Origin of the sequence: Bartonella bilalgolemi, from assembly GCF_023500045.1 — a bacterium.
In the GTDB taxonomy this organism is placed as follows: Bacteria; Pseudomonadota; Alphaproteobacteria; order Rhizobiales; family Rhizobiaceae; genus Bartonella; species Bartonella bilalgolemii.
Genome location: NZ_JAMCOF010000002.1, coordinates 1 through 16859 on the forward strand (window position 1 = coordinate 1; position 16859 = coordinate 16859).

Here is a 16859-nt window from a genome sequence, read left to right on the forward strand (position 1 = left end):
TTCCATAATCGGGATTTGTAACCCAACTGTACCATGTCCTTTGCCAATCCCGTTTGTTTGCATTTTTACTTGGATTTGCTAACCAGTAATTTGTGAACCGCTCAAATTCTAACAGCGCCTCATCATGCGCTAAGCCTTTATCGATTGCATATTGCAAATTAGGTTTGAAATCCTCAGGCAATCGACAGCCTCGATCACTTCTCGACCGTTTAGCTTTTTTGGAAATGTTCTCTTGCTCGTGAATGGGAGGTTGGTTTTCTAAATCCGTCGCAATTGGCTCTGGTTGGTTCTCAACAGCATCAACCTCTGTTGGCTCTTCAATCAAATCGATAGGTTCTAAACTTTCAGAACAAATTTCTTTTTTTGCTAATACGATAGTATTAGTTTTTTTATTATAACTGTTATTGTTATTGTTAATGGCATCATTAAGCATTGCATATGCATTGCTTGTGCATTGCTCACGCATTGCACGTGCATCATTATTACTTTTATCTCTATTTTTATCCCACCTAGCTTTTGCTGCTTTTGAAGCCTTTTCCGAAGCTTTATCTAAATTCTCATTACAGTTGTTAAGTTCTTCTTCAACTTTTAAACTCCATAAACGACCATCTTCTAAACGTATGATCTTCTCATCACGTAACAAGATATCTAATGTATTTTTTAGAACTCTAACTGAACAACCAGCCCACCGTGCTAATTTAGGAGCATCTTCAACAATAGGTCTGCGCTCTTCGCACATGTATAAGATAAGAGTCATATAAAGACCTTTTTCTACTATACTCATGCCACTAACATCTACAATCCATTGTGATGAAAACAGCCTCGTCCATGGCAACTTAGTTGACATGCATTTCTCCTCTTTTGTGCTTATGCCATCTTGCTATCGCTGCTTTTGAAGCTCGCTCTGAAAATTTATTATACTCTTGATTAAATGCCGCTGATCCATGCCATAAATCGCTATTCTCTAAACGCGTGATATGACCCGTGCTTATTAAAACATCTAATGCCTTTTGAAACTTTCTTACTGAACAGCCACACCAGCCTGCTAAATAAGCAGCATTATTTAAAAGAGGCGCTTGCTTTTCTGTCATAAGCAACATTAATGTTGTGTAAATACCTTTCTCCGTTGCTTGCAAACCCATGAGCTCTTTTAAAAACTGAGTGGAATAAAATCTTACGCAAGGAACTCTACTAATGGACATCACTGATCTCCCTTTCTAGAACTAAATATACAATTGCCAAAGCATCTGCCTCATTATCATCACAAGGACAGTGCCCTTTGGAAAACATTGCCTCTATCATCTCTTCTTTCGAAGCATTTCCTTTTCCTGTTGTTGCCTTCTTTATCGTACCAACAGGGATACCTTCATACGGGATCTGATGATGTTCACACCACGCTGTTAACGTTGCTAAAAAGCCGCCATAAACATGTGCTGCATCGGTACCTACATGACGCCTCACCTCTTCAAAGTACACCGCTTCAATTCCATCAACGGACCTATTTAGTTCAGAAAGCCACTGCTTAAAACGCAAATAACGCATCCCACCGCCTTCAAAGCGGCGTGATGGAAAATATTCTGTATCACTTATTATATGACCATCTGCACCGCATATTGCCCACCCAGTCTTGGTGCCTAAATCAAGGCATAAAATGGTTGCGTTAGTGATCATAATCCCCCCCCTTAAGGCTCTACGTATTTATATGTGTGCTATCACAGAGCGTGTTGTAATTGCTTGTCTTGCAAAAATGTTTTTGAAAAAGTAGCCTCTCGGTGATTCTAAAAAATTGGGGGGAGTTATGATGCAAGAATGGATAGTTGATAAGGTTGTATTCTTATTGCATCGGATAAATGATAGTGCTGTATTTTTGCTGCACTGGATAAGTGATAATCTTACGATTGCTCCTATCATTGCTACGATAGTTACTGGAATGGTGACACTTTTTGTGCAACAACGAAGCTTAAAAAAACAACTTAAAATCTTCCAACGACAAACTATAGCATCAGAAACCCAGACAGCTATTCTATTAGAAGATAAAAAAGCACGGGATTTGGGACCATATTTGGAATTGAAGGCAGTATTCTTCCCACAAAAATATGAAGGCACTTCACGCGTTACGGTGAAATTGTGCATTAAAAATCTTACTAGAGAAGATATAATGATAAGGAATATACGCATATCGAAAAAAAGTCCCTTTAAGTTTGTTAAAAATGCTTGCCCTTTCGTTGGATGGCCATCTAAAACTTCAGGTGAACACCTCGTCATTAAAAGAACAACTCCAAAACTCATTGCTTTAAGTCCCCAAAATATAAAATCAAATGCTTCATCAGAGTTCGCTTTGAACTTTTTTATTATACGTGCTAGACACTGCACTTTTTTAGATTTCATAATTAGCTGCCGTAAGCCTAATTCCCGTAACATTGCAAATTTTACACTTGACCACACTTCGATTGTTAACCCAGAGGAAACATTCACTGTTCATTTTTGGGCCTCATATCCACGCTCAAAAGATACATATGATGAATTTGGCCCTGAATATTCCTTTTTGGCTGATAATCCTCATTTGTGGTTTTTTTGATGCCAAAATTAAAAGCATTCTCCTGAAAAAACAAAATCGATCAATCTAGGTTCTTCTTTTTGGTTAATTAAATCATTGATTTGATTATTTAAATCATCAATAATTTTCATCTGTGAAGCCAACTTTAATCTTTGTTCATACAGTGTCTTATTTTTTTGCTTAATTAAAGTGGATAGGTTTTCAAGTACTACTTGCTGTTGTTCAATTGACTTATCTCGCTCTGCAAGAGTGGCTTCATGCCATCTCATCCAACTATCAAATTTTGACTTATGCCATTCTTCTTGTTTTGCAAGAATTTTTGTATGAGTTGTATGTCGTTTCATAAGATCTTCTATGCTGCGTTCACGATCTGGTATCCGCCTAAATTCTTCCATCCTTCTATCTCCATCCTCGATTTTCGTATTGCAGCCCATTAATCTACAAATCCGTGTGTAGAGTTTCTTCAATATCCCGTTTTTCATGATCTTTCTTCTTTAAGAGTGTGAATGCTCTATATCTTTTTTGGATTTTGTCATTGGATGAATATCCCTATAGTATTTATTCCTATAATTATGGAGAAACCAATCTAATGTAACCCAAGATAGATCTTTGGATTTAGACAACTGGATAATTGTGTTCCAGTATTTTGGAGAAATACTGTTGCGGTCGCGCATTTTACGAGCAGCTTCATAGCTACATCCAATTTCTTCTGCAAACTGGCGTATAGATTCCCAAGATTCAATCAAATTTTTGACATAAAAATTATTAACCATGAAATAAACAGTACATTACGTACAATTTTAAATCAAGATAAAATAGTACACAATGAATGAAAAAAATAGTGGATAATGTACGAATGACTTATTTGCCAAAAGATAGACTTAAAATAGCACGTAAAAACGCTGGGTACGCAACACCAAGTGAGGCGGCACGCGCTATACCAGCTCTTAATCAAAATACTCTCATTAGTCACGAAAATGGGAATCGTCCTGTTTCACGTCAAAAAGCCGAGCTCTATGGACAAGTATTTAATGTTGATCCGGGATGGATTTTATATGGTGAATCTCCTCAAGAGAATCCTAGCCTCAATATAAGTATTCCTCTTATTTCGTGGATTAGTGCTGGAGAATTAAGTGAGCAAGATAGAATAATGGATTTTTCAGATTATCCTATGACAGAAGCTGTTAATCTTCCTGCTGGTGAATGGATTGCTTTGCGTGTGGATGGTGCATCTATGAATAAAATTAGTCCTCCAGATTCTGTAATATTTGTAAATATGCGAGACAAAAAACTTGTACCTAATGCCTGTTATGTAATTGCAGATGAAACTGGGCAAGCAACATATAAACGATACAGACCTAATGATGATCCTCCTTTTCAGCCTGCTTCATACGACAAAACAATAACAGCTCCAAAACTTGAAGGCGCCATCTCTATAATAGGTCGTGTACGACGTACTATCCTTGACATGTAAGCTCAATACAGTTTTCATTTAAATTATCAACTAGATGACATTAACAAATCATAGCGGATTCTTGATTCCTATCAAGAAACTGCATGCTTATTGATTCTCAAATTAGGCGATGATTCGTCATTTTTTATTTTTCTAAAAAAATAGTACATTATGTACTTGACTATAATTCGCACATAATGTACTAATATGTTTATAAATCAACACAAACAATTGCCAAGAGGCGTTGGGGAGGGGAAATTATGAAAAAGCCGATTTTTATTAATCCAAATGAAATTCTTTTAGCAATGTGCAGTAATGAAAATGAAAACACTGCACATTCTGGACCTTTTTATGATGAAACAGAAGTATTGAACTTTTTATCTGACATCGATGATGTGGAAAGAATTATTCGCATCGAGCTCTCAACAAATCGATGGGAAGATATTTCCGAAGAAATTGCTGAAGCATATTTAGATCAAAGTAGCTGGATGCTTGATGAAGATAGCGATATTCCTCCTTTTGTAGAATACAGCGATGCCTATGAAGTTTTAAAAAAAGATCTCGAAGATCAAAAAATTGATGATGAGATCTATGGCACTTATGAAGAGCAGCACCGCCTCAGACTCTCTGATGTGATTTAAAGAGGAATCTTTAACATGACACATTCTCCTTTAAGCCTTATTTCGCAAAAATATGGCTTCTCAGAACAAGAGTTTCGTAAAACCATTATTAAAACCTGTATCAGTCATAACTTCTCTGATGAAGAATTTGCTGCTTTTATTTCCGTCGCTAATACTTATGGACTCAATCCACTCACAAAAGAGATTTACGCTCTTCCTAAAAGAGGTGGCGGTATTATTCCTGTTGTCTCTATTGACGGATGGATCAAGATTATCAAATCAAATCCTAAATTTGATGGGATGACCTTTCAAGATCAACTTGACAAGGACGGGAATCTGATAGCGATCAAATGTGCTATTCGTTTGAAAGAAATTAAAGATCCTATTGAAGTCACTGAATATCTTAACGAATGTAAACAAAAAACTGACCCGTGGCAGAAATATCCTGCACGCATGTTGCGTCATAAAGCCGTCATCCAATGTGCCCGTTATGCTTTCGGATTTTCCGGTATTTATGATGAAGATGAAGCGGAACGGATTAATCAGGGCGCCCGTTCACAAAGGCAGCCTGTCTCCGATGAAATGATCATGGAAATCCAAAGCCTCATGCATGAAACACAAACAGATGAAACAAAAGTTTTGAGCTTTGCAAATGTCAGAAATATAACAGATCTTTCTCTTCAAGAAGGACAGACTGTTTTGCATCTCTTACAGAAAAAAAGAGAAAAACAAACTCCTCAAGAACAACAGCCGGTTGAAATTGTCTATGACTATGATGAGACTTACAGACAAGACAGTGTTCATCACCAAGAACAAACGGCGGTTTGAAATGAAGCAAAGAACTGCAGAATGGTTTCAAGCACGTTTAGGGAAGGTCACCTCTTCAAATATTTACAACGTCCTTAGTCGAACCACTAAAAACTTGCCCACAAGCAAATATGAAGAATACAAAATCAAACTCATGACAGAACGTTTAGTCGGTGAAATAAGCCAATCTTATACAACAGCAGCGATGCAATGGGGGATTGAGCATGAAGAGAATGCATTGAAAGAATATGCCTTCATTTACGATACAGAGGTCACCCAATGTGGTTTCATCCAACATCCTACAATTCAAATGGCCGGAGCAAGTCCTGATGGGCTCATTGGTGAGAATGGATTAGTTGAGATTAAATGTCCCCAGTCTGCAAACCACCTTCGTTTCTGGATGACAGAAACAATCAAACCAGAATATTTAGCACAAATGCACTTTCAAATGGCTTGTACAGGACGTCAGTGGTGTGATTTTGTGAGCTATGATCCGCGGTTTGCAGGACAATCCGCTCACTTGCGTCTTAAGGTTCAGCGTATTCATCGCAATGATGAACAGATAGAATCCATCAATCAAGCGGTTGAAACCTTTTTAGAAGAAATCGAACAGGACATACAACAGATTACAGCTCAAGCTGCTTAAAGTTAGGGGACGCTTCTGCCATCATCCCCCCTAGCGTCCCCACCCATTTAATTCATATAAAAAAGAGAAAGGGAATGAGATGATATTTGATGATGGAGATAGATATGTAACGACACGTGAGTGTGCACAGCTTTTTAGTGTATCAACAACAACGATTCGCAATTGGGTGCTTCAGGGGTTGTTTCCGGAGCCCTATAAGTTAGGGAGAGCAGTGAGGTGGAGAAAAAAAGAGATTTTAGCATTCACTCCAAAGAAAAATAAGGAGCAAATAAGAACAAATTAGGTAAAATTGTACAAACTATAGAAGGTGGTCTAAAAGGTGGTCTAAAAATTGTTGCTTTAAGAAAAAATCTATATATTTCAATGTATTAAAGACACAAAATGGTGCCCAAAAGAGGATTCGAACCTCCACGCCTTACGGCACAGGTACCTGAAACCTGCGCGTCTACCAATTCCGCCATTTGGGCAATAAAATTCATCTAAGGTTATGTAATACTTCTGTTAATGTAATGACACTTAAATTTTTGTCAAATCTTCAAAATAGTTTCATTTTCAGTCTCTTGATGTAACTTTATATATCTTTTGAGATATTTACATCTTGTATGTTCTTGTAAAAATTAACTGAAAATAAGTATTTAACTAATTATAAATAGGGGTCCGTTTTTGTTGCAGAAATCAAATTGCTTAAGGGTAGCAGGGAGAATGAATCTGTGCAGAAGAATGATAGAAATGCCTTGTAATCACTACAAGATATTCTTCATATATCAGAAAATATTGATATAAAAATTTTAAGTTTTAATCCTTTGTTTTATAAACACCTCCAAGATTTGTTATTTAAATAGAATTTATCTTTCACTAAGTAAGCCTAAAGCAATTAATGGTAATCATTATAGAGACTTACTCAAAATATGAGCATATCATTAGATAAAGCAAAAGAAATTACGAAAATTATTAAGAAAGCCAAAGAAGTATACCAGAAGGAAAAAATACTCAGAGTTCATTATTCGAAAATGATGGCTATGATTTTTAAAAGTAAGGTTTTACATTTTTTATATTCATGGAGAGAGCCGTTATTGGACATATTCGTTTAAAATAATTGTTTCTATATTCATTTAGTAGTTTAAGGCGCAATGATTTTTTTTGATTTAATTGTTGAATCAGTGTTGAATTCATAAATAATAGGAATTCCGGTTTCTATTTCTTGAGACATAATTTCTTCATTATTTAAACCTTCAAGTGCCATACTAAGAGCGCGAAGGGAATTACCATGCGCTACGACAAGAACAGTCTGAGAACGTAAAATATAAGGTTGAATATGATAAAGATAATAGGGCCAAACACGCGCACCAGTATCGCGCAAGCTTTCTCCATTAGGGGGAGCAATTGCGTAAGAGCGACGCCAGATATGCACTTGTTTGTCTCCCCATTTTTGACGCGCTTCATCTTTATTTAAACCAGATAAATCACCGTAATCCCGTTCATTCAATGCTATATTTTTCACTAAGCGAAGATTTGATTGCCCTAACTGTTCTAAAATGTGCTCTGCAGTTTTTTGAGCACGCTGTAAGACAGATGTATAAGCGATATCAAATTTAAATCCGGCTGCTTTTAAATTTTTCCCTGCTGTTATTGCTTCTTTATGACCTTTTTCTGTTAAAGCTGGATTTTTCCAGCCAGTGAAGCGATTAGCTAGGTTCCATTCACTTTGTCCATGACGAATTAATACAAGTGTGCGTCCCACGTTGAAATTCCTATGATCATTGTTGATTATGAAAGTTAATCTTTTAATCCTAGAACATCAAGCATCGAATAAAGGCCATTTTTTTGTTCTTTTGCCCATAATGCTGCTTTTAATGCACCATTAGCAAAAATAGAACGTTTTTGCGCTAAGTGTGAAAGAACGATGCGTTCATTTAAACCTGCAAAAGTAACACTGTGATCGCCAATAACTGTTCCACCTCGTGAGCAGATAAAGCCAATGGTGCCTTTTTTACGTTTACCTGTGTAGCCATTGCGTTTGCTAATATTGATATCTTTAAGTGTAATATTGCGCCCTTTAGCTGCTGCATTGCCAAGAAGAATGGCTGTACCAGAAGGAGCATCAACTTTTCCAGCATGATGCATTTCATAAATTTCAATATCAAAATCATCAGCCTCTAACGCTGTAGCTGCTTTCTTTACAAGATTAGCTAAAAGATTAATACCAAGACTCATATTTCCAGATTTGACAATAGTTGTGTATTTCGCAAAAGTAGCAATTTGCCTTTCTTCTTTTTTACTAAATCCAGTCGTTCCAATAATGTGGATAAGACCTTTTTGGGCTGCATAATCTGCATAAATGATACTAGCTTGGGGTTGAGAAAAATCTAAAATACATTCTGCCTTAGAAAAGGCATCTTCAAAATCATCAGTGATGCGAATTTTCAGTGGGTTTGAACCAATCAATATGCTAGCATCTTTTCCTACAAAAGATGAACCTTTACGTACAATTGCAGCACTCAGTTTTACGTCTTGCCTATATTGGAGAGCTGTAATTAGTTCTCTTCCCATTTTCCCATTAGCACCAACGACTGCAAGGCGCATGTTTTTCTCCTTATGAAATTCTCTTTTTAATTATAGGCAAATTTTCTTTTTTTTTCCAACTGTTCTTTAATTTATATAAGGATAAGGAAACAATCTTTAATGCATTGTTTTATTATAAATTACTGAGTTGTTTGTTCTCTTATTTCGTCATTTTAGTCGTTATAATGACGTCCTAAATTTGCTTTTGAAAGATTATCTCCTCCGTTGAAGAAGAGGAATCTGCATTTGATATTAAAGAGATAGAAGCGCTCAATCTTTCTAGAAAGAATGAGTGCGAAACAATGATTAGATTATCAGATATAAGCATTTGCATAAAAGGTATAGGATACTTTCAATCGGGCAGAATATTTATGTATTCAAATTAATCTAAGCAGGAAAGTAATATCTAGTTTAATAATTAATATATATTTTTCAACTCTTTATTTGGTTCATATTACTGCTTTCACAGCAGCTTTTATTGGGAGATTGAAGAAAAATTTTATTTATATGAAAGGCAGTTTTTAATCGTATTATGCAATTGTTAAATAGATATCGCTTTTAAAATAAAAGATTGAGCTATACGCTTCTAGTTAGAAGTCGAGATCAGTATAGTGAGAACTAGGCGCAATTCCCCGAACGCGATCCATTAAAAGAGGCCGAAAAGAAGGACGAGATTTAATTCGCATATACCATTCACAGGCAGCAGGAAAAAGTTTCCATTCAATTTCTGCTAAAAAGTCAAGTACAGAAATAGAAGCTGCAGCTGCTAAATCAGCATAAGATAGTTCCGATCCAGCTAGCCAGTCGCGGGATGCACAAAGCCAATCTAGGTAATTCATATGTGGTGCAATATTAGCTCGAGCATTCCGTAAAATTTGCGAATTGGGTGCGCCACCACCAATAGCTAACGGCATTTCACGTTTATAGATTCGTTCTCGTACAATATGACGTGTAGCTTCATTTTCAAATTTATTTAAAAACCAATCAATAAGGCGGCGTACTTCGGCTCGCTCTAAAGAAGTTTCAGGAAAAAATCTCTTTTCTTGCCGTAAACTACCACGTGTTTCGTCTAAATACTCGTAGATCACAATGGCACCTGATAATGGAACTTCACGTTCAGCAAGAAGGACGGGTAAATGTCCTGCTGGATTAAGCGTAAGAAACTCATTCCTCCTTGCCCACTCATGTTCTTCAATTAGTTGAGTAGCTACACAATATTCTTCAAGAATAATGCGTATAAAACGGGAAGCAGAAGAGAGAGGATAATGAAAAAGTGTTAGCATAATTTATACGATCAAATAAAGTCGATGGATTCTTTCAAACAATAAAACGCTTTTATAAAAGCGCTTTGCTATAAGCACAAGACTATTAACAATTACTGGCTATGTTTATAACACATTAATTAAAGACGTATTTGTTATGTAATGGCTTGTATAATGGCTGTGCGTAATTCTTCTAAACCAGAAGCTTTTTCCGCGGAGGTAACTAGAATCTCGGGATAGGCTGCTGAATGTTTAAGAAGTTTGGTTTTTGTCATCATTATTAAAGCTTCAAGCGTATTTAATTTAATTTTATCACTTTTGGTTAAAACAATTTGATAAGAGACTGCTGCTTTGTCAAGAAGATTAAGGGTGTCAGTATCGTTCTTTTTAATTCCATGACGTGAATCAATCAAAACATAAACACGTTTGAGCGTTGTACGACCCCGTAAATAGTCAAAAATTAACTGTGTCCACGCATTAATCAAATTTTTTGGAGCTTCAGCAAAACCATAACCTGGCATATCTACAAGTGCTACAGGAGGAAGATTGTGTGTTTGTTCATTAAAACCATCGGGTATGAAATAATTTAATTCTTGGGTACGTCCTGGTGTATTAGAAGTACGTGCCAAATTTTTTTGTTGAACTAACGCATTGATAAGAGAAGATTTTCCAACATTAGAGCGTCCTGCAAAAGCAATTTCTGGTGGTCCTTCGGGTGGTAGAAATTGCATTGTAGGTACACTGCGAATGAAAATCCAATTGCGGACAAAAAGCCCAGAAAGCTTAGGATCTTGCATCATTTGTGTATTTCTTTTTTAGATTTTTTTTGCACAATAGCTTTCAGATTATCAAAAAACTCAATTTTTACACCTTGACATTTCATTATAATGCTTTGCTGAATAATTGATAATATATTGTTCCATGCCCAATAGATTACAAGGCCAGCTGGGAAAGAGGCTAGCATAACGGTGAAGATAACCGGCATCCATCTAAAAACGATAACTTGTGTTGGATCTTGAGGAAGCGGATTCATCTGCATTTGTAGGAACATTGTTATCCCCATGATTAAAGGCCATACTCCTAGAATAAGAAATGTTGGTACTGCATAAGGTAATAAGCCAAATAAATTAAAAATAGAAGTTGGGTCAGGTGCTGCTAAGTCTTGAATCCAACCAAAGAAAGGCGCATGTCGCATTTCAATGGTAATATAAAGAACTTTATAGAGGGCAAAAAATATAGGGAATTGAACGAGTATCGGCCAGCAACCTGCAAAAGGATTAATTTTTTTTGTTTTATATAATTCTATGATTGCTTGTTGTTGTTTATTCCGATCATTTGCATACTTTTCTTTAATTTCTAGCATTATCGGTTGTATAAGTTTTATACGCGCCATAGATTTATAAGATTTATGAGCAAGTGGAAATAAAAGTATTTTCAAGAGCACTGTGATAAGAAGGATAGCAATACCAAAATTTCCTGTATATTTATAAAGCATGTCAATAAGAGCGAACATCGGCTTGGTAATAAAATCGAACCAACCCCAATCAATGAGAAGACTAAATTTATTAATTTTTAATTGATTTTGATAGTGATTAATGATTTCAACTCGTTTTGCACCAGCAAAAAAACGGTTGACGATGGTTTTTGTTTCATGGGGTGGAACTGTTAAGAGCGCACTTTGCAGATCGGATTGATAATGGGTATTCAATCGATCAAAATAAACAAAACGACTTGTATATTCTTTATCTTGTGGAGGAATAACTGCTACAGCCCAATATTTATCGGTTATACCAACCCATCCTCCTGTAATGTTAGGAAAAATCACGCTTTTCTGACCATTTTTAGGATTAGGGCTAAGTTCTGCTAAGGTTGTGTATTTTTCAGTTTTAAGCGAATCACCTGCGATACCAATCATCCCTTCATGGAGTAAGTAGGTTGCATTTGTATCTTCTGGTGGAGCGGCGCGTGCAATTCGAGCATAAGACGAAAGATATATAGGGCTACTACTTTCATTGCTAATAGAATCTTTAATGGTAAACATGTAATGGTCATCGACTGAAAAAGTACGGCGAAAAATTTGTCCCTGTCCATTATTATAGACTAAGATGATGGGTGTTGAGGGTGTTAATGTTGTATTGTGACCTTCAAGTTGCCATTTTGTATTGGATTGTGGTAAGGCTTTTGCTGGTAAGGATGAACTCGTAAAACCGAATTCGGCAAAATAGGCTGTTGGAAGTCCGTTAGGATTCAACAAAGTAATTTCTGGTGATTGCTTATCTACTTTTAGGCGATATTTTTTGAGCAGAAGATCGTCAAATTTTCCACCAACAAGATTAATAGAACCCTCGAGTTCATTGGTTTTAATTAAAACACGGTCTGTTTTGGCTAATTCCGCTTGACGAATTTCAGGTGTTATAGGGAAATTAGCTACAGGCACTGTATCATCTGTCGTTGCATTATTAGAAAAATGCGTATCATTTGTAGGAAGTGCTACATTATGGTTTGATAATTTTTGTGTGATTATTTTTGATTCTTGCAATTTTGCTTGTTGGGGAACAATGTACAAAAAGTGCCATGCAACGAAAACCACAAGAGATAGTCCAATGGCGATAAAAAAATTGCGGTTATATTCCATTATATATTATCCTACTACCGTTGTTTTTCTCGTTTTTGGCTTTATTCGTCGGCTTAATTCGCTAATAAGAAGTTTAAAAGGCGCATGGAGAACATTACGGTGGGCAATAATAACGTAATCAGTTCCTGCTTCCATTTCATTTATTAGTCCAACCCGAACAGCTTCACGCAAACGCCTTTTAATACGATTACGTTGAACAGCATTGCCATTTTTTCGTGTTACAGTAAAGCCTACACGTGCGGTAAGAGGATATTTGGTTTTTATTGTCTGTTCACGGCGCTTTATTTCAAGTAAAAAAAAAGGACCACGCCGCTTTTCTCCCGTGTGTACAGCCAAAAAATCCACTCTCTTGCGAATGCGACAAGGGTACTTTTGTTTCATATAAAAGATTCTTTGTAGTTTTGCTAAATGCTTATTCTATAATTTATATACCTAATCTTTATGGACAAAAGCAAATATTTCAGTTTATTGTGAAATTTACAGTTAGGCAGATAACCGCTTGCGACCACGAGCGCGTCGAGCTGCAATAACTTTACGTCCACCAGCAGTTGCCATACGAGCACGGAAACCATGACGACGTTTACGAATAAGTTTAGAGGGTTGGTAAGTACGTTTCATTTATTTAAAACCGCGGTGTACGGCCCTTCTTGGTTCTATTATATGCTTGATAAAAAAATTTATTTATCAAAAATTTTTAAAGTGAACACTATTTTCAATAAAAGAAAACATGAAAAAAGTCAATTGTAGAGTATTTGTCAGCAATGTGAAAATAAATTGTTGTTAATGTACATTTAAGTCATTTAATATGCATTTAATTTGTCGCTTTATTGAGAAAAAATGATAATTTACTATATAGTTAATTTATTTTCGTTTTTTGTATTATAGTAAATATTCAAAAAATTGAGATGGAAGATAAATTCTGCATTGCTTTTACATAAGAGAGAGGCTTCCATTTTTTATAGTTTTGTATTTTAAAATTGTTTTATTTCGAATTATCGGATTCATTGTGCTTTTGGATACAGTATCCTTGCTTTCACAGGAGAAAATTAGATAAGCGGTTGACTTGAATGTTTTTCATCCTTATTGCTGCATTATCTAGTATTTGTATAGAGAGGAAAGAGCGTGGACTCTATTACACGCGAGGCTATCCGTAAAGAATTACATAAAGTTAAAAGTCCTAGTTTTGAGAATGATATTGTATCACTAGGACTTCTTTCGGAAATATTTATTGCTGATGGAAAGGTTTTCTTTTCAATTACTGTTCCTGATGGATGTATGCAGGAATTTGAACCATTGCGTTGTGCTGCTGAAGAAGTTGTGTCTGCCATAGAAGGAGTTAAAGCCGTTATGGTTACGCTTACGGCAGAAAAAAAATCGAGGGCATTTTCTTCTCAGCTAAATAAAAATGCAACTGTTTATACACCAAAACGTAAAGGAGGCGGTGCTTTACTCATGAAGACACCAGTAGAAGGTGTGCGACATGTTCTTGCAGTTGCTTCTGGAAAAGGGGGCGTTGGTAAATCTATAATGGCGATCAATATTGCATTAGCTCTACAAGACGCTGGTTTTAAAACGGGTTTAATGGATGCAGATATTTACGGTCCATCTCTGCCACGTTTGATAGGACTTATTAATCAAAAAACAAAAATAGTTAATGGTAAAAAGCTACAACCTATTGAAAAATTTGGTCTCAAATTAATGTCGATGGGTTTTTTGATTGAAGAGGAAAAACCAATAGTGTGGCGTGGTCCTATGGTAATGGCTGCGGTAACTCAATTACTTAGAGATGTTTTATGGGGACCTCTTGATGTTTTGGTGGTTGATATGCCTCCAGGGACAGGAGATACGCAATTAACACTTGTTCAGCAGGTTCAGTTAACAGGTGCATTGATTGTTTCGACACCACAAGATCTTGCTTTGGTTGATGCGCGCAAGGCAATAGAAATGTTTATGAAAGTTGAAGTTCCTATTTTGGGGCTTATTGAGAATATGAGTTATTTTATTGCTCCTGATACTGGAAGGCGCTATAATATTTTTGGTTATGGTGGAGCTCGATCAGAAGCAGAAAGTCGGGGAATTCCTTTCTTAGCAGAAATGCCACTTGATGCAATTTTACGGTCTTCTTCAGATGATGGTGTACCAATTTTTGTTGCTAATCCTGAAGGGGAGTATGCCAACCTTTATCGTACAATGATTCACAAGATGAAAAATAAACTTTCTTGAGTTTTTATTTTTCTCGTGTGGTTCATTGAGACCAAATGATCATGAAATTTAAGGGAGTATTTTTATGGGAGCGACAATGAGTGAACGTCTTATTGTTGGGTTAGATGTTCCAGATATAAAGCAAGCAGAAAAAATAGTTACACAATTAGGTGATGATATCAGTTTTTATAAAATTGGTTATCAATTTGTTTTTTCTGGAGGAATGGAATTCATTAGAGATCTTATTCAAGCGCGAAAAAAAGTATTTTTTGATATGAAACTATTAGATATTGATCATACGATTGCGAGAGCTGTAGAGAATATTGCAAAATTGGGTGTTTCAATGCTCACGATCCATGCTTATCCAACAGCTATGCAAGCAGCTGTTTCAGCTGCTCAAGGAAGCGACTTATGTTTGTTGGGGGTGACGGTATTGACATCAATGGATGAAGTTGATCTGAAAAATGCCGGTTATAGAGAAAATTTAGCAGATTTAACAGTTAAAAGAGCTGAACAAGCTCGAGAAGCAGGAATGGGTGGAATTGTTGCATCAGCCCGTGAAGCAGCTAATTTGCGGAAGATTATTGGAACTGATATGGCCTTAGTAACGCCAGGGATTCGTCCTGCAGGAAGTGATAGAGGTGATCAAAAACGAGTGATGACTCCAAAGGAAGCATTAGATGCTGGTGCAAGCCATCTGGTAGTAGCGCGACCGATTATTCAAGCGATCAATTCCTTAGCTGCAGCAAAAGCGATTTTGGCAGAAATGGCTGATCATCATCAGTGAAAATTATGGATGTAATTTTGTAGAAAAAGAGAACACCTCGGATAAAGGAAGAGCATGAGTGAAAAAACGTATTTTATAGGTGCTCACGCTTATTCCGCACCTATTATAGAGCTAGGGCTTTATTTGGTAGCAACACCTATTGGCAATCTAGCAGATATAACCATTCGTGCTTTACAAGTGCTTGCAGGAGTTGATATTTTAGCTTGTGAGGACACGCGAGTAACGCGTGTTTTATTGGATCATTATGGTATTCGGAGAAAACTTTTTCTTTATCATGAGCATAATGCACAAAAAGCACGATTGATGTTGTTAGCAGCGTTGGCAGAAAATAAAACAGTGGCACTTGTATCAGATGCTGGAACTCCTCTCATTTCTGATCCTGGGTTTAGATTGGTAGAAGAAGCACGGAAAGCAGGTCATAAAATTATCCCGATTCCTGGTGCATCAGCTTTTTTATCAGCTATTGTGACAACAGGTCTTCCTACGGACAGTTTTTTCTTTGCAGGTTTCTTGAGCGCGAAAAAAACGCAACGTCAGAAGCAGTTAGAACAATTAAAAGCTGTTCCTGCAACTTTAGTTTTTTATGAATCTCCTCATCGTCTTGTAGAAGCTTTACAAGATATGGTTACTATTTTTACAGCTGATCGTCCAGCGGCAATATGTCGCGAATTAACTAAAAAGTTTGAAACAGTGGATGTTTCTACTTTAGGAAGTTTAGTTGAAAATTATCAAAAAAAAGACCGTATTCGTGGGGAAATTGTTGTACTAGTCGGAGAAGAAACTAATTCTTTCGAGACAATAAGCACTCATGAGGTTGATAAGATATTGCTAGAGTTAGCAAGTATTTATCCTGCAGCTAAAGCAGCTGCTTTAGCTGCAAAGAGAACAGGGTGTAAAAAACAGGAACTTTTCCAGCGTTTAACTCTTTTAAAGGGAAGAAGAGATGAAGCAAAAAAAACGTAAGCAAGTCTCTTTTTATCAGGGTATTCGTGCGGAAAAATGGGCAGCTTGGTGGTTGCGTTTGAAAGGATTTCGTATTGTTAAAAGGCGTTTTAAAACAAAATGTGGTGAAATTGATTTAATAGCAAGACGTGGAAATCTTGTTTTAATTGTTGAAGTAAAAGCGCGTTCAACATTGGCTGAAGCAATGACTGCTGTTTGTCGAACAAGTGAAAAACGTATTGAGGCAACAGCTGATATTTGGCTTGCTCAACAAAAGGATCGTTCCCTTTTATGTGTGCGGTTTGATTTGATTGCAATTTTGCCATGGTGTTGGCCTCAGCATATTCCAGCATTTTTTAAGCCTTATCAATAAACATATTGCACCC

Annotated in this window: 21 protein-coding genes and 1 tRNA gene; 10 read left to right on the forward strand and 12 right to left on the reverse strand. The window is 36.4% G+C overall.

The features are described from left to right. The 3 genes from M4Z11_RS01335 to M4Z11_RS01345 form a co-directional block, all read right to left on the reverse strand. On the reverse strand, positions 1–847 hold an 847-nt coding region (locus tag M4Z11_RS01335), incomplete at its 3' end, for a DUF1376 domain-containing protein (RefSeq protein WP_249675144.1). Then, entirely contained in the window at positions 837–1202 is a 366-nt protein-coding gene (locus tag M4Z11_RS01340) for a DUF1376 domain-containing protein (protein ID WP_249675161.1), read from the reverse strand. The genes M4Z11_RS01340 and M4Z11_RS01335, both read right to left, overlap by 11 nt. Next, complete coding sequence (locus M4Z11_RS01345; RefSeq protein WP_249675190.1) at positions 1192–1671, reverse strand: crossover junction endodeoxyribonuclease RuvC; 480 nt, start codon at positions 1669–1671, stop codon at positions 1192–1194. The genes M4Z11_RS01340 and M4Z11_RS01345 overlap by 11 nt, the downstream gene beginning before the upstream one ends. Before the next feature lie 127 nt (positions 1672–1798). On the opposite strand from M4Z11_RS01345, the gene M4Z11_RS01350 reads away from it, so the two are divergent. After that, positions 1799–2578 carry a hypothetical protein gene (locus tag M4Z11_RS01350; RefSeq protein WP_249675207.1) on the forward strand — a complete coding sequence of 260 codons (780 nt, stop codon included), beginning with the start codon at positions 1799–1801 and terminating at the stop codon, positions 2576–2578. An 8-nt stretch (positions 2579–2586) separates the two neighbouring features. Here M4Z11_RS01350 and M4Z11_RS01355 read toward each other — a convergent pair whose 3' ends face one another. After that, complete coding sequence (locus M4Z11_RS01355; RefSeq protein WP_249675213.1) at positions 2587–2952, reverse strand: hypothetical protein; 366 nt, start codon at positions 2950–2952, stop codon at positions 2587–2589. Between the two features lie 461 nt (positions 2953–3413). Here M4Z11_RS01355 and M4Z11_RS01360 point away from each other — a divergent pair, with 461 nt between their 5' ends. The 5 genes from M4Z11_RS01360 to M4Z11_RS01380 all read left to right on the forward strand — a co-directional run bounded on the left by M4Z11_RS01360 (position 3414) and on the right by M4Z11_RS01380 (position 6366). Further along, positions 3414–4031 carry a LexA family transcriptional regulator gene (locus M4Z11_RS01360; RefSeq protein ID WP_249675663.1) on the forward strand — a complete coding sequence of 206 codons (618 nt, stop codon included), beginning with the start codon at positions 3414–3416 and terminating at the stop codon, positions 4029–4031. 239 nt (positions 4032–4270) lie between these two features. After that, a complete protein-coding gene (locus M4Z11_RS01365) occupies positions 4271–4651 on the forward strand; it encodes a hypothetical protein (RefSeq protein WP_249675216.1) in 381 nt (126 codons plus the stop codon). Positions 4652–4666: 15 nt separating this feature from the next. Beyond that, the gene (gene bet / locus M4Z11_RS01370) at positions 4667–5458 is read left to right on the forward strand and encodes a phage recombination protein Bet (RefSeq protein ID WP_249675218.1); all 792 of its coding nucleotides are present in this window, start codon (positions 4667–4669) and stop codon (positions 5456–5458) included. A 1-nt stretch (position 5459) separates the two neighbouring features. Further along, positions 5460–6083: a lambda exonuclease family protein gene (locus M4Z11_RS01375; RefSeq protein WP_249675219.1), complete on the forward strand. Its 624-nt coding sequence runs from the start codon at positions 5460–5462 to the stop codon at positions 6081–6083. A gap of 79 nt (positions 6084–6162) precedes the next feature. Beyond that, positions 6163–6366: a helix-turn-helix transcriptional regulator gene (locus tag M4Z11_RS01380; RefSeq protein ID WP_005865986.1), complete on the forward strand. Its 204-nt coding sequence runs from the start codon at positions 6163–6165 to the stop codon at positions 6364–6366. Between the two features lie 99 nt (positions 6367–6465). Here M4Z11_RS01380 and M4Z11_RS01385 read toward each other — a convergent pair. From M4Z11_RS01385 to rpmH, 8 genes are all read right to left on the reverse strand, one after another. Further along, positions 6466–6550, reverse strand: a tRNA-Leu gene (locus M4Z11_RS01385). A 653-nt stretch (positions 6551–7203) separates the two neighbouring features. Then, on the reverse strand, positions 7204–7824 hold the full coding sequence (locus M4Z11_RS01390; protein WP_249675221.1) for a 2,3-bisphosphoglycerate-dependent phosphoglycerate mutase: 621 nt from the start codon (positions 7822–7824) through the stop codon (positions 7204–7206). 35 nt (positions 7825–7859) lie between these two features. Next, positions 7860–8666 (reverse strand): 4-hydroxy-tetrahydrodipicolinate reductase, encoded by an 807-nt coding sequence (gene dapB / locus M4Z11_RS01395; protein WP_249675223.1) that lies wholly within the window; start codon positions 8664–8666, stop codon positions 7860–7862. Positions 8667–9235: 569 nt separating this feature from the next. Beyond that, positions 9236–9928: a glutathione S-transferase family protein gene (locus tag M4Z11_RS01400; RefSeq protein ID WP_249675225.1), complete on the reverse strand. Its 693-nt coding sequence runs from the start codon at positions 9926–9928 to the stop codon at positions 9236–9238. Between the two features lie 134 nt (positions 9929–10062). Further along, positions 10063–10707, reverse strand: coding sequence for a ribosome biogenesis GTP-binding protein YihA/YsxC (yihA, locus tag M4Z11_RS01405; RefSeq protein ID WP_249675227.1), 645 nt, complete (start codon positions 10705–10707; stop codon positions 10063–10065). Further along, complete coding sequence (yidC, locus tag M4Z11_RS01410) at positions 10704–12542, reverse strand: membrane protein insertase YidC (RefSeq protein WP_249675229.1); 1839 nt, start codon at positions 12540–12542, stop codon at positions 10704–10706. The genes yihA and yidC overlap by 4 nt, the downstream gene beginning before the upstream one ends. A 6-nt stretch (positions 12543–12548) precedes the next feature. Further along, positions 12549–12923 carry a ribonuclease P protein component gene (gene rnpA, locus M4Z11_RS01415; RefSeq protein WP_249675231.1) on the reverse strand — a complete coding sequence of 125 codons (375 nt, stop codon included), beginning with the start codon at positions 12921–12923 and terminating at the stop codon, positions 12549–12551. 102 nt (positions 12924–13025) lie between these two features. Then, complete coding sequence (gene rpmH, locus M4Z11_RS01420) at positions 13026–13160, reverse strand: 50S ribosomal protein L34 (RefSeq protein ID WP_078680626.1); 135 nt, start codon at positions 13158–13160, stop codon at positions 13026–13028. Positions 13161–13664: 504 nt separating this feature from the next. Here rpmH and M4Z11_RS01425 point away from each other — a divergent pair. From M4Z11_RS01425 to M4Z11_RS01440, 4 genes are all read left to right on the forward strand, one after another. Beyond that, complete coding sequence (locus M4Z11_RS01425; protein WP_249675234.1) at positions 13665–14765, forward strand: Mrp/NBP35 family ATP-binding protein; 1101 nt, start codon at positions 13665–13667, stop codon at positions 14763–14765. Between the two features lie 64 nt (positions 14766–14829). Continuing rightward, a complete protein-coding gene (gene pyrF, locus M4Z11_RS01430; RefSeq protein WP_249675235.1) occupies positions 14830–15531 on the forward strand; it encodes an orotidine-5'-phosphate decarboxylase in 702 nt (233 codons plus the stop codon). Between the two features lie 54 nt (positions 15532–15585). After that, the gene (gene rsmI / locus M4Z11_RS01435) at positions 15586–16494 is read left to right on the forward strand and encodes a 16S rRNA (cytidine(1402)-2'-O)-methyltransferase (RefSeq protein ID WP_249675237.1); all 909 of its coding nucleotides are present in this window, start codon (positions 15586–15588) and stop codon (positions 16492–16494) included. Further along, a complete protein-coding gene (locus M4Z11_RS01440) occupies positions 16475–16846 on the forward strand; it encodes a YraN family protein (protein ID WP_249675239.1) in 372 nt (123 codons plus the stop codon). Before rsmI ends, M4Z11_RS01440 begins: the two co-directional genes overlap by 20 nt. Positions 16847–16859 lie beyond the last annotated feature (13 nt).

What these genes read in the sequence shown, in the direction of transcription:
- M4Z11_RS01340 (WP_249675161.1), bottom strand. Translation starts at nt 1,202, where the DNA reads ATGTCCATTAGTAGAGTTCCTTGCGTAAGATTTTATTCCACTCAGTTT.
- M4Z11_RS01345 (WP_249675190.1), bottom strand. Translation starts at nt 1,671, where the DNA reads ATGATCACTAACGCAACCATTTTATGCCTTGATTTAGGCACCAAGACT.
- M4Z11_RS01350 (WP_249675207.1), top strand. Translation starts at nt 1,799, where the DNA reads ATGATGCAAGAATGGATAGTTGATAAGGTTGTATTCTTATTGCATCGG.
- M4Z11_RS01355 (WP_249675213.1), bottom strand. Translation starts at nt 2,952, where the DNA reads ATGGAAGAATTTAGGCGGATACCAGATCGTGAACGCAGCATAGAAGAT.
- M4Z11_RS01360 (WP_249675663.1), top strand. Translation starts at nt 3,414, where the DNA reads ATGACTTATTTGCCAAAAGATAGACTTAAAATAGCACGTAAAAACGCT.
- M4Z11_RS01365 (WP_249675216.1), top strand. Translation starts at nt 4,271, where the DNA reads ATGAAAAAGCCGATTTTTATTAATCCAAATGAAATTCTTTTAGCAATG.
- bet (WP_249675218.1), top strand. Translation starts at nt 4,667, where the DNA reads ATGACACATTCTCCTTTAAGCCTTATTTCGCAAAAATATGGCTTCTCA.
- M4Z11_RS01375 (WP_249675219.1), top strand. Translation starts at nt 5,460, where the DNA reads ATGAAGCAAAGAACTGCAGAATGGTTTCAAGCACGTTTAGGGAAGGTC.
- M4Z11_RS01380 (WP_005865986.1), top strand. Translation starts at nt 6,163, where the DNA reads ATGATATTTGATGATGGAGATAGATATGTAACGACACGTGAGTGTGCA.
- dapB (WP_249675223.1), bottom strand. Translation starts at nt 8,666, where the DNA reads ATGCGCCTTGCAGTCGTTGGTGCTAATGGGAAAATGGGAAGAGAACTA.
- M4Z11_RS01400 (WP_249675225.1), bottom strand. Translation starts at nt 9,928, where the DNA reads ATGCTAACACTTTTTCATTATCCTCTCTCTTCTGCTTCCCGTTTTATA.
- yihA (WP_249675227.1), bottom strand. Translation starts at nt 10,707, where the DNA reads ATGATGCAAGATCCTAAGCTTTCTGGGCTTTTTGTCCGCAATTGGATT.
- yidC (WP_249675229.1), bottom strand. Translation starts at nt 12,542, where the DNA reads ATGGAATATAACCGCAATTTTTTTATCGCCATTGGACTATCTCTTGTG.
- rnpA (WP_249675231.1), bottom strand. Translation starts at nt 12,923, where the DNA reads ATGAAACAAAAGTACCCTTGTCGCATTCGCAAGAGAGTGGATTTTTTG.
- rpmH (WP_078680626.1), bottom strand. Translation starts at nt 13,160, where the DNA reads ATGAAACGTACTTACCAACCCTCTAAACTTATTCGTAAACGTCGTCAT.
- pyrF (WP_249675235.1), top strand. Translation starts at nt 14,830, where the DNA reads ATGGGAGCGACAATGAGTGAACGTCTTATTGTTGGGTTAGATGTTCCA.
- rsmI (WP_249675237.1), top strand. Translation starts at nt 15,586, where the DNA reads ATGAGTGAAAAAACGTATTTTATAGGTGCTCACGCTTATTCCGCACCT.
- M4Z11_RS01440 (WP_249675239.1), top strand. Translation starts at nt 16,475, where the DNA reads ATGAAGCAAAAAAAACGTAAGCAAGTCTCTTTTTATCAGGGTATTCGT.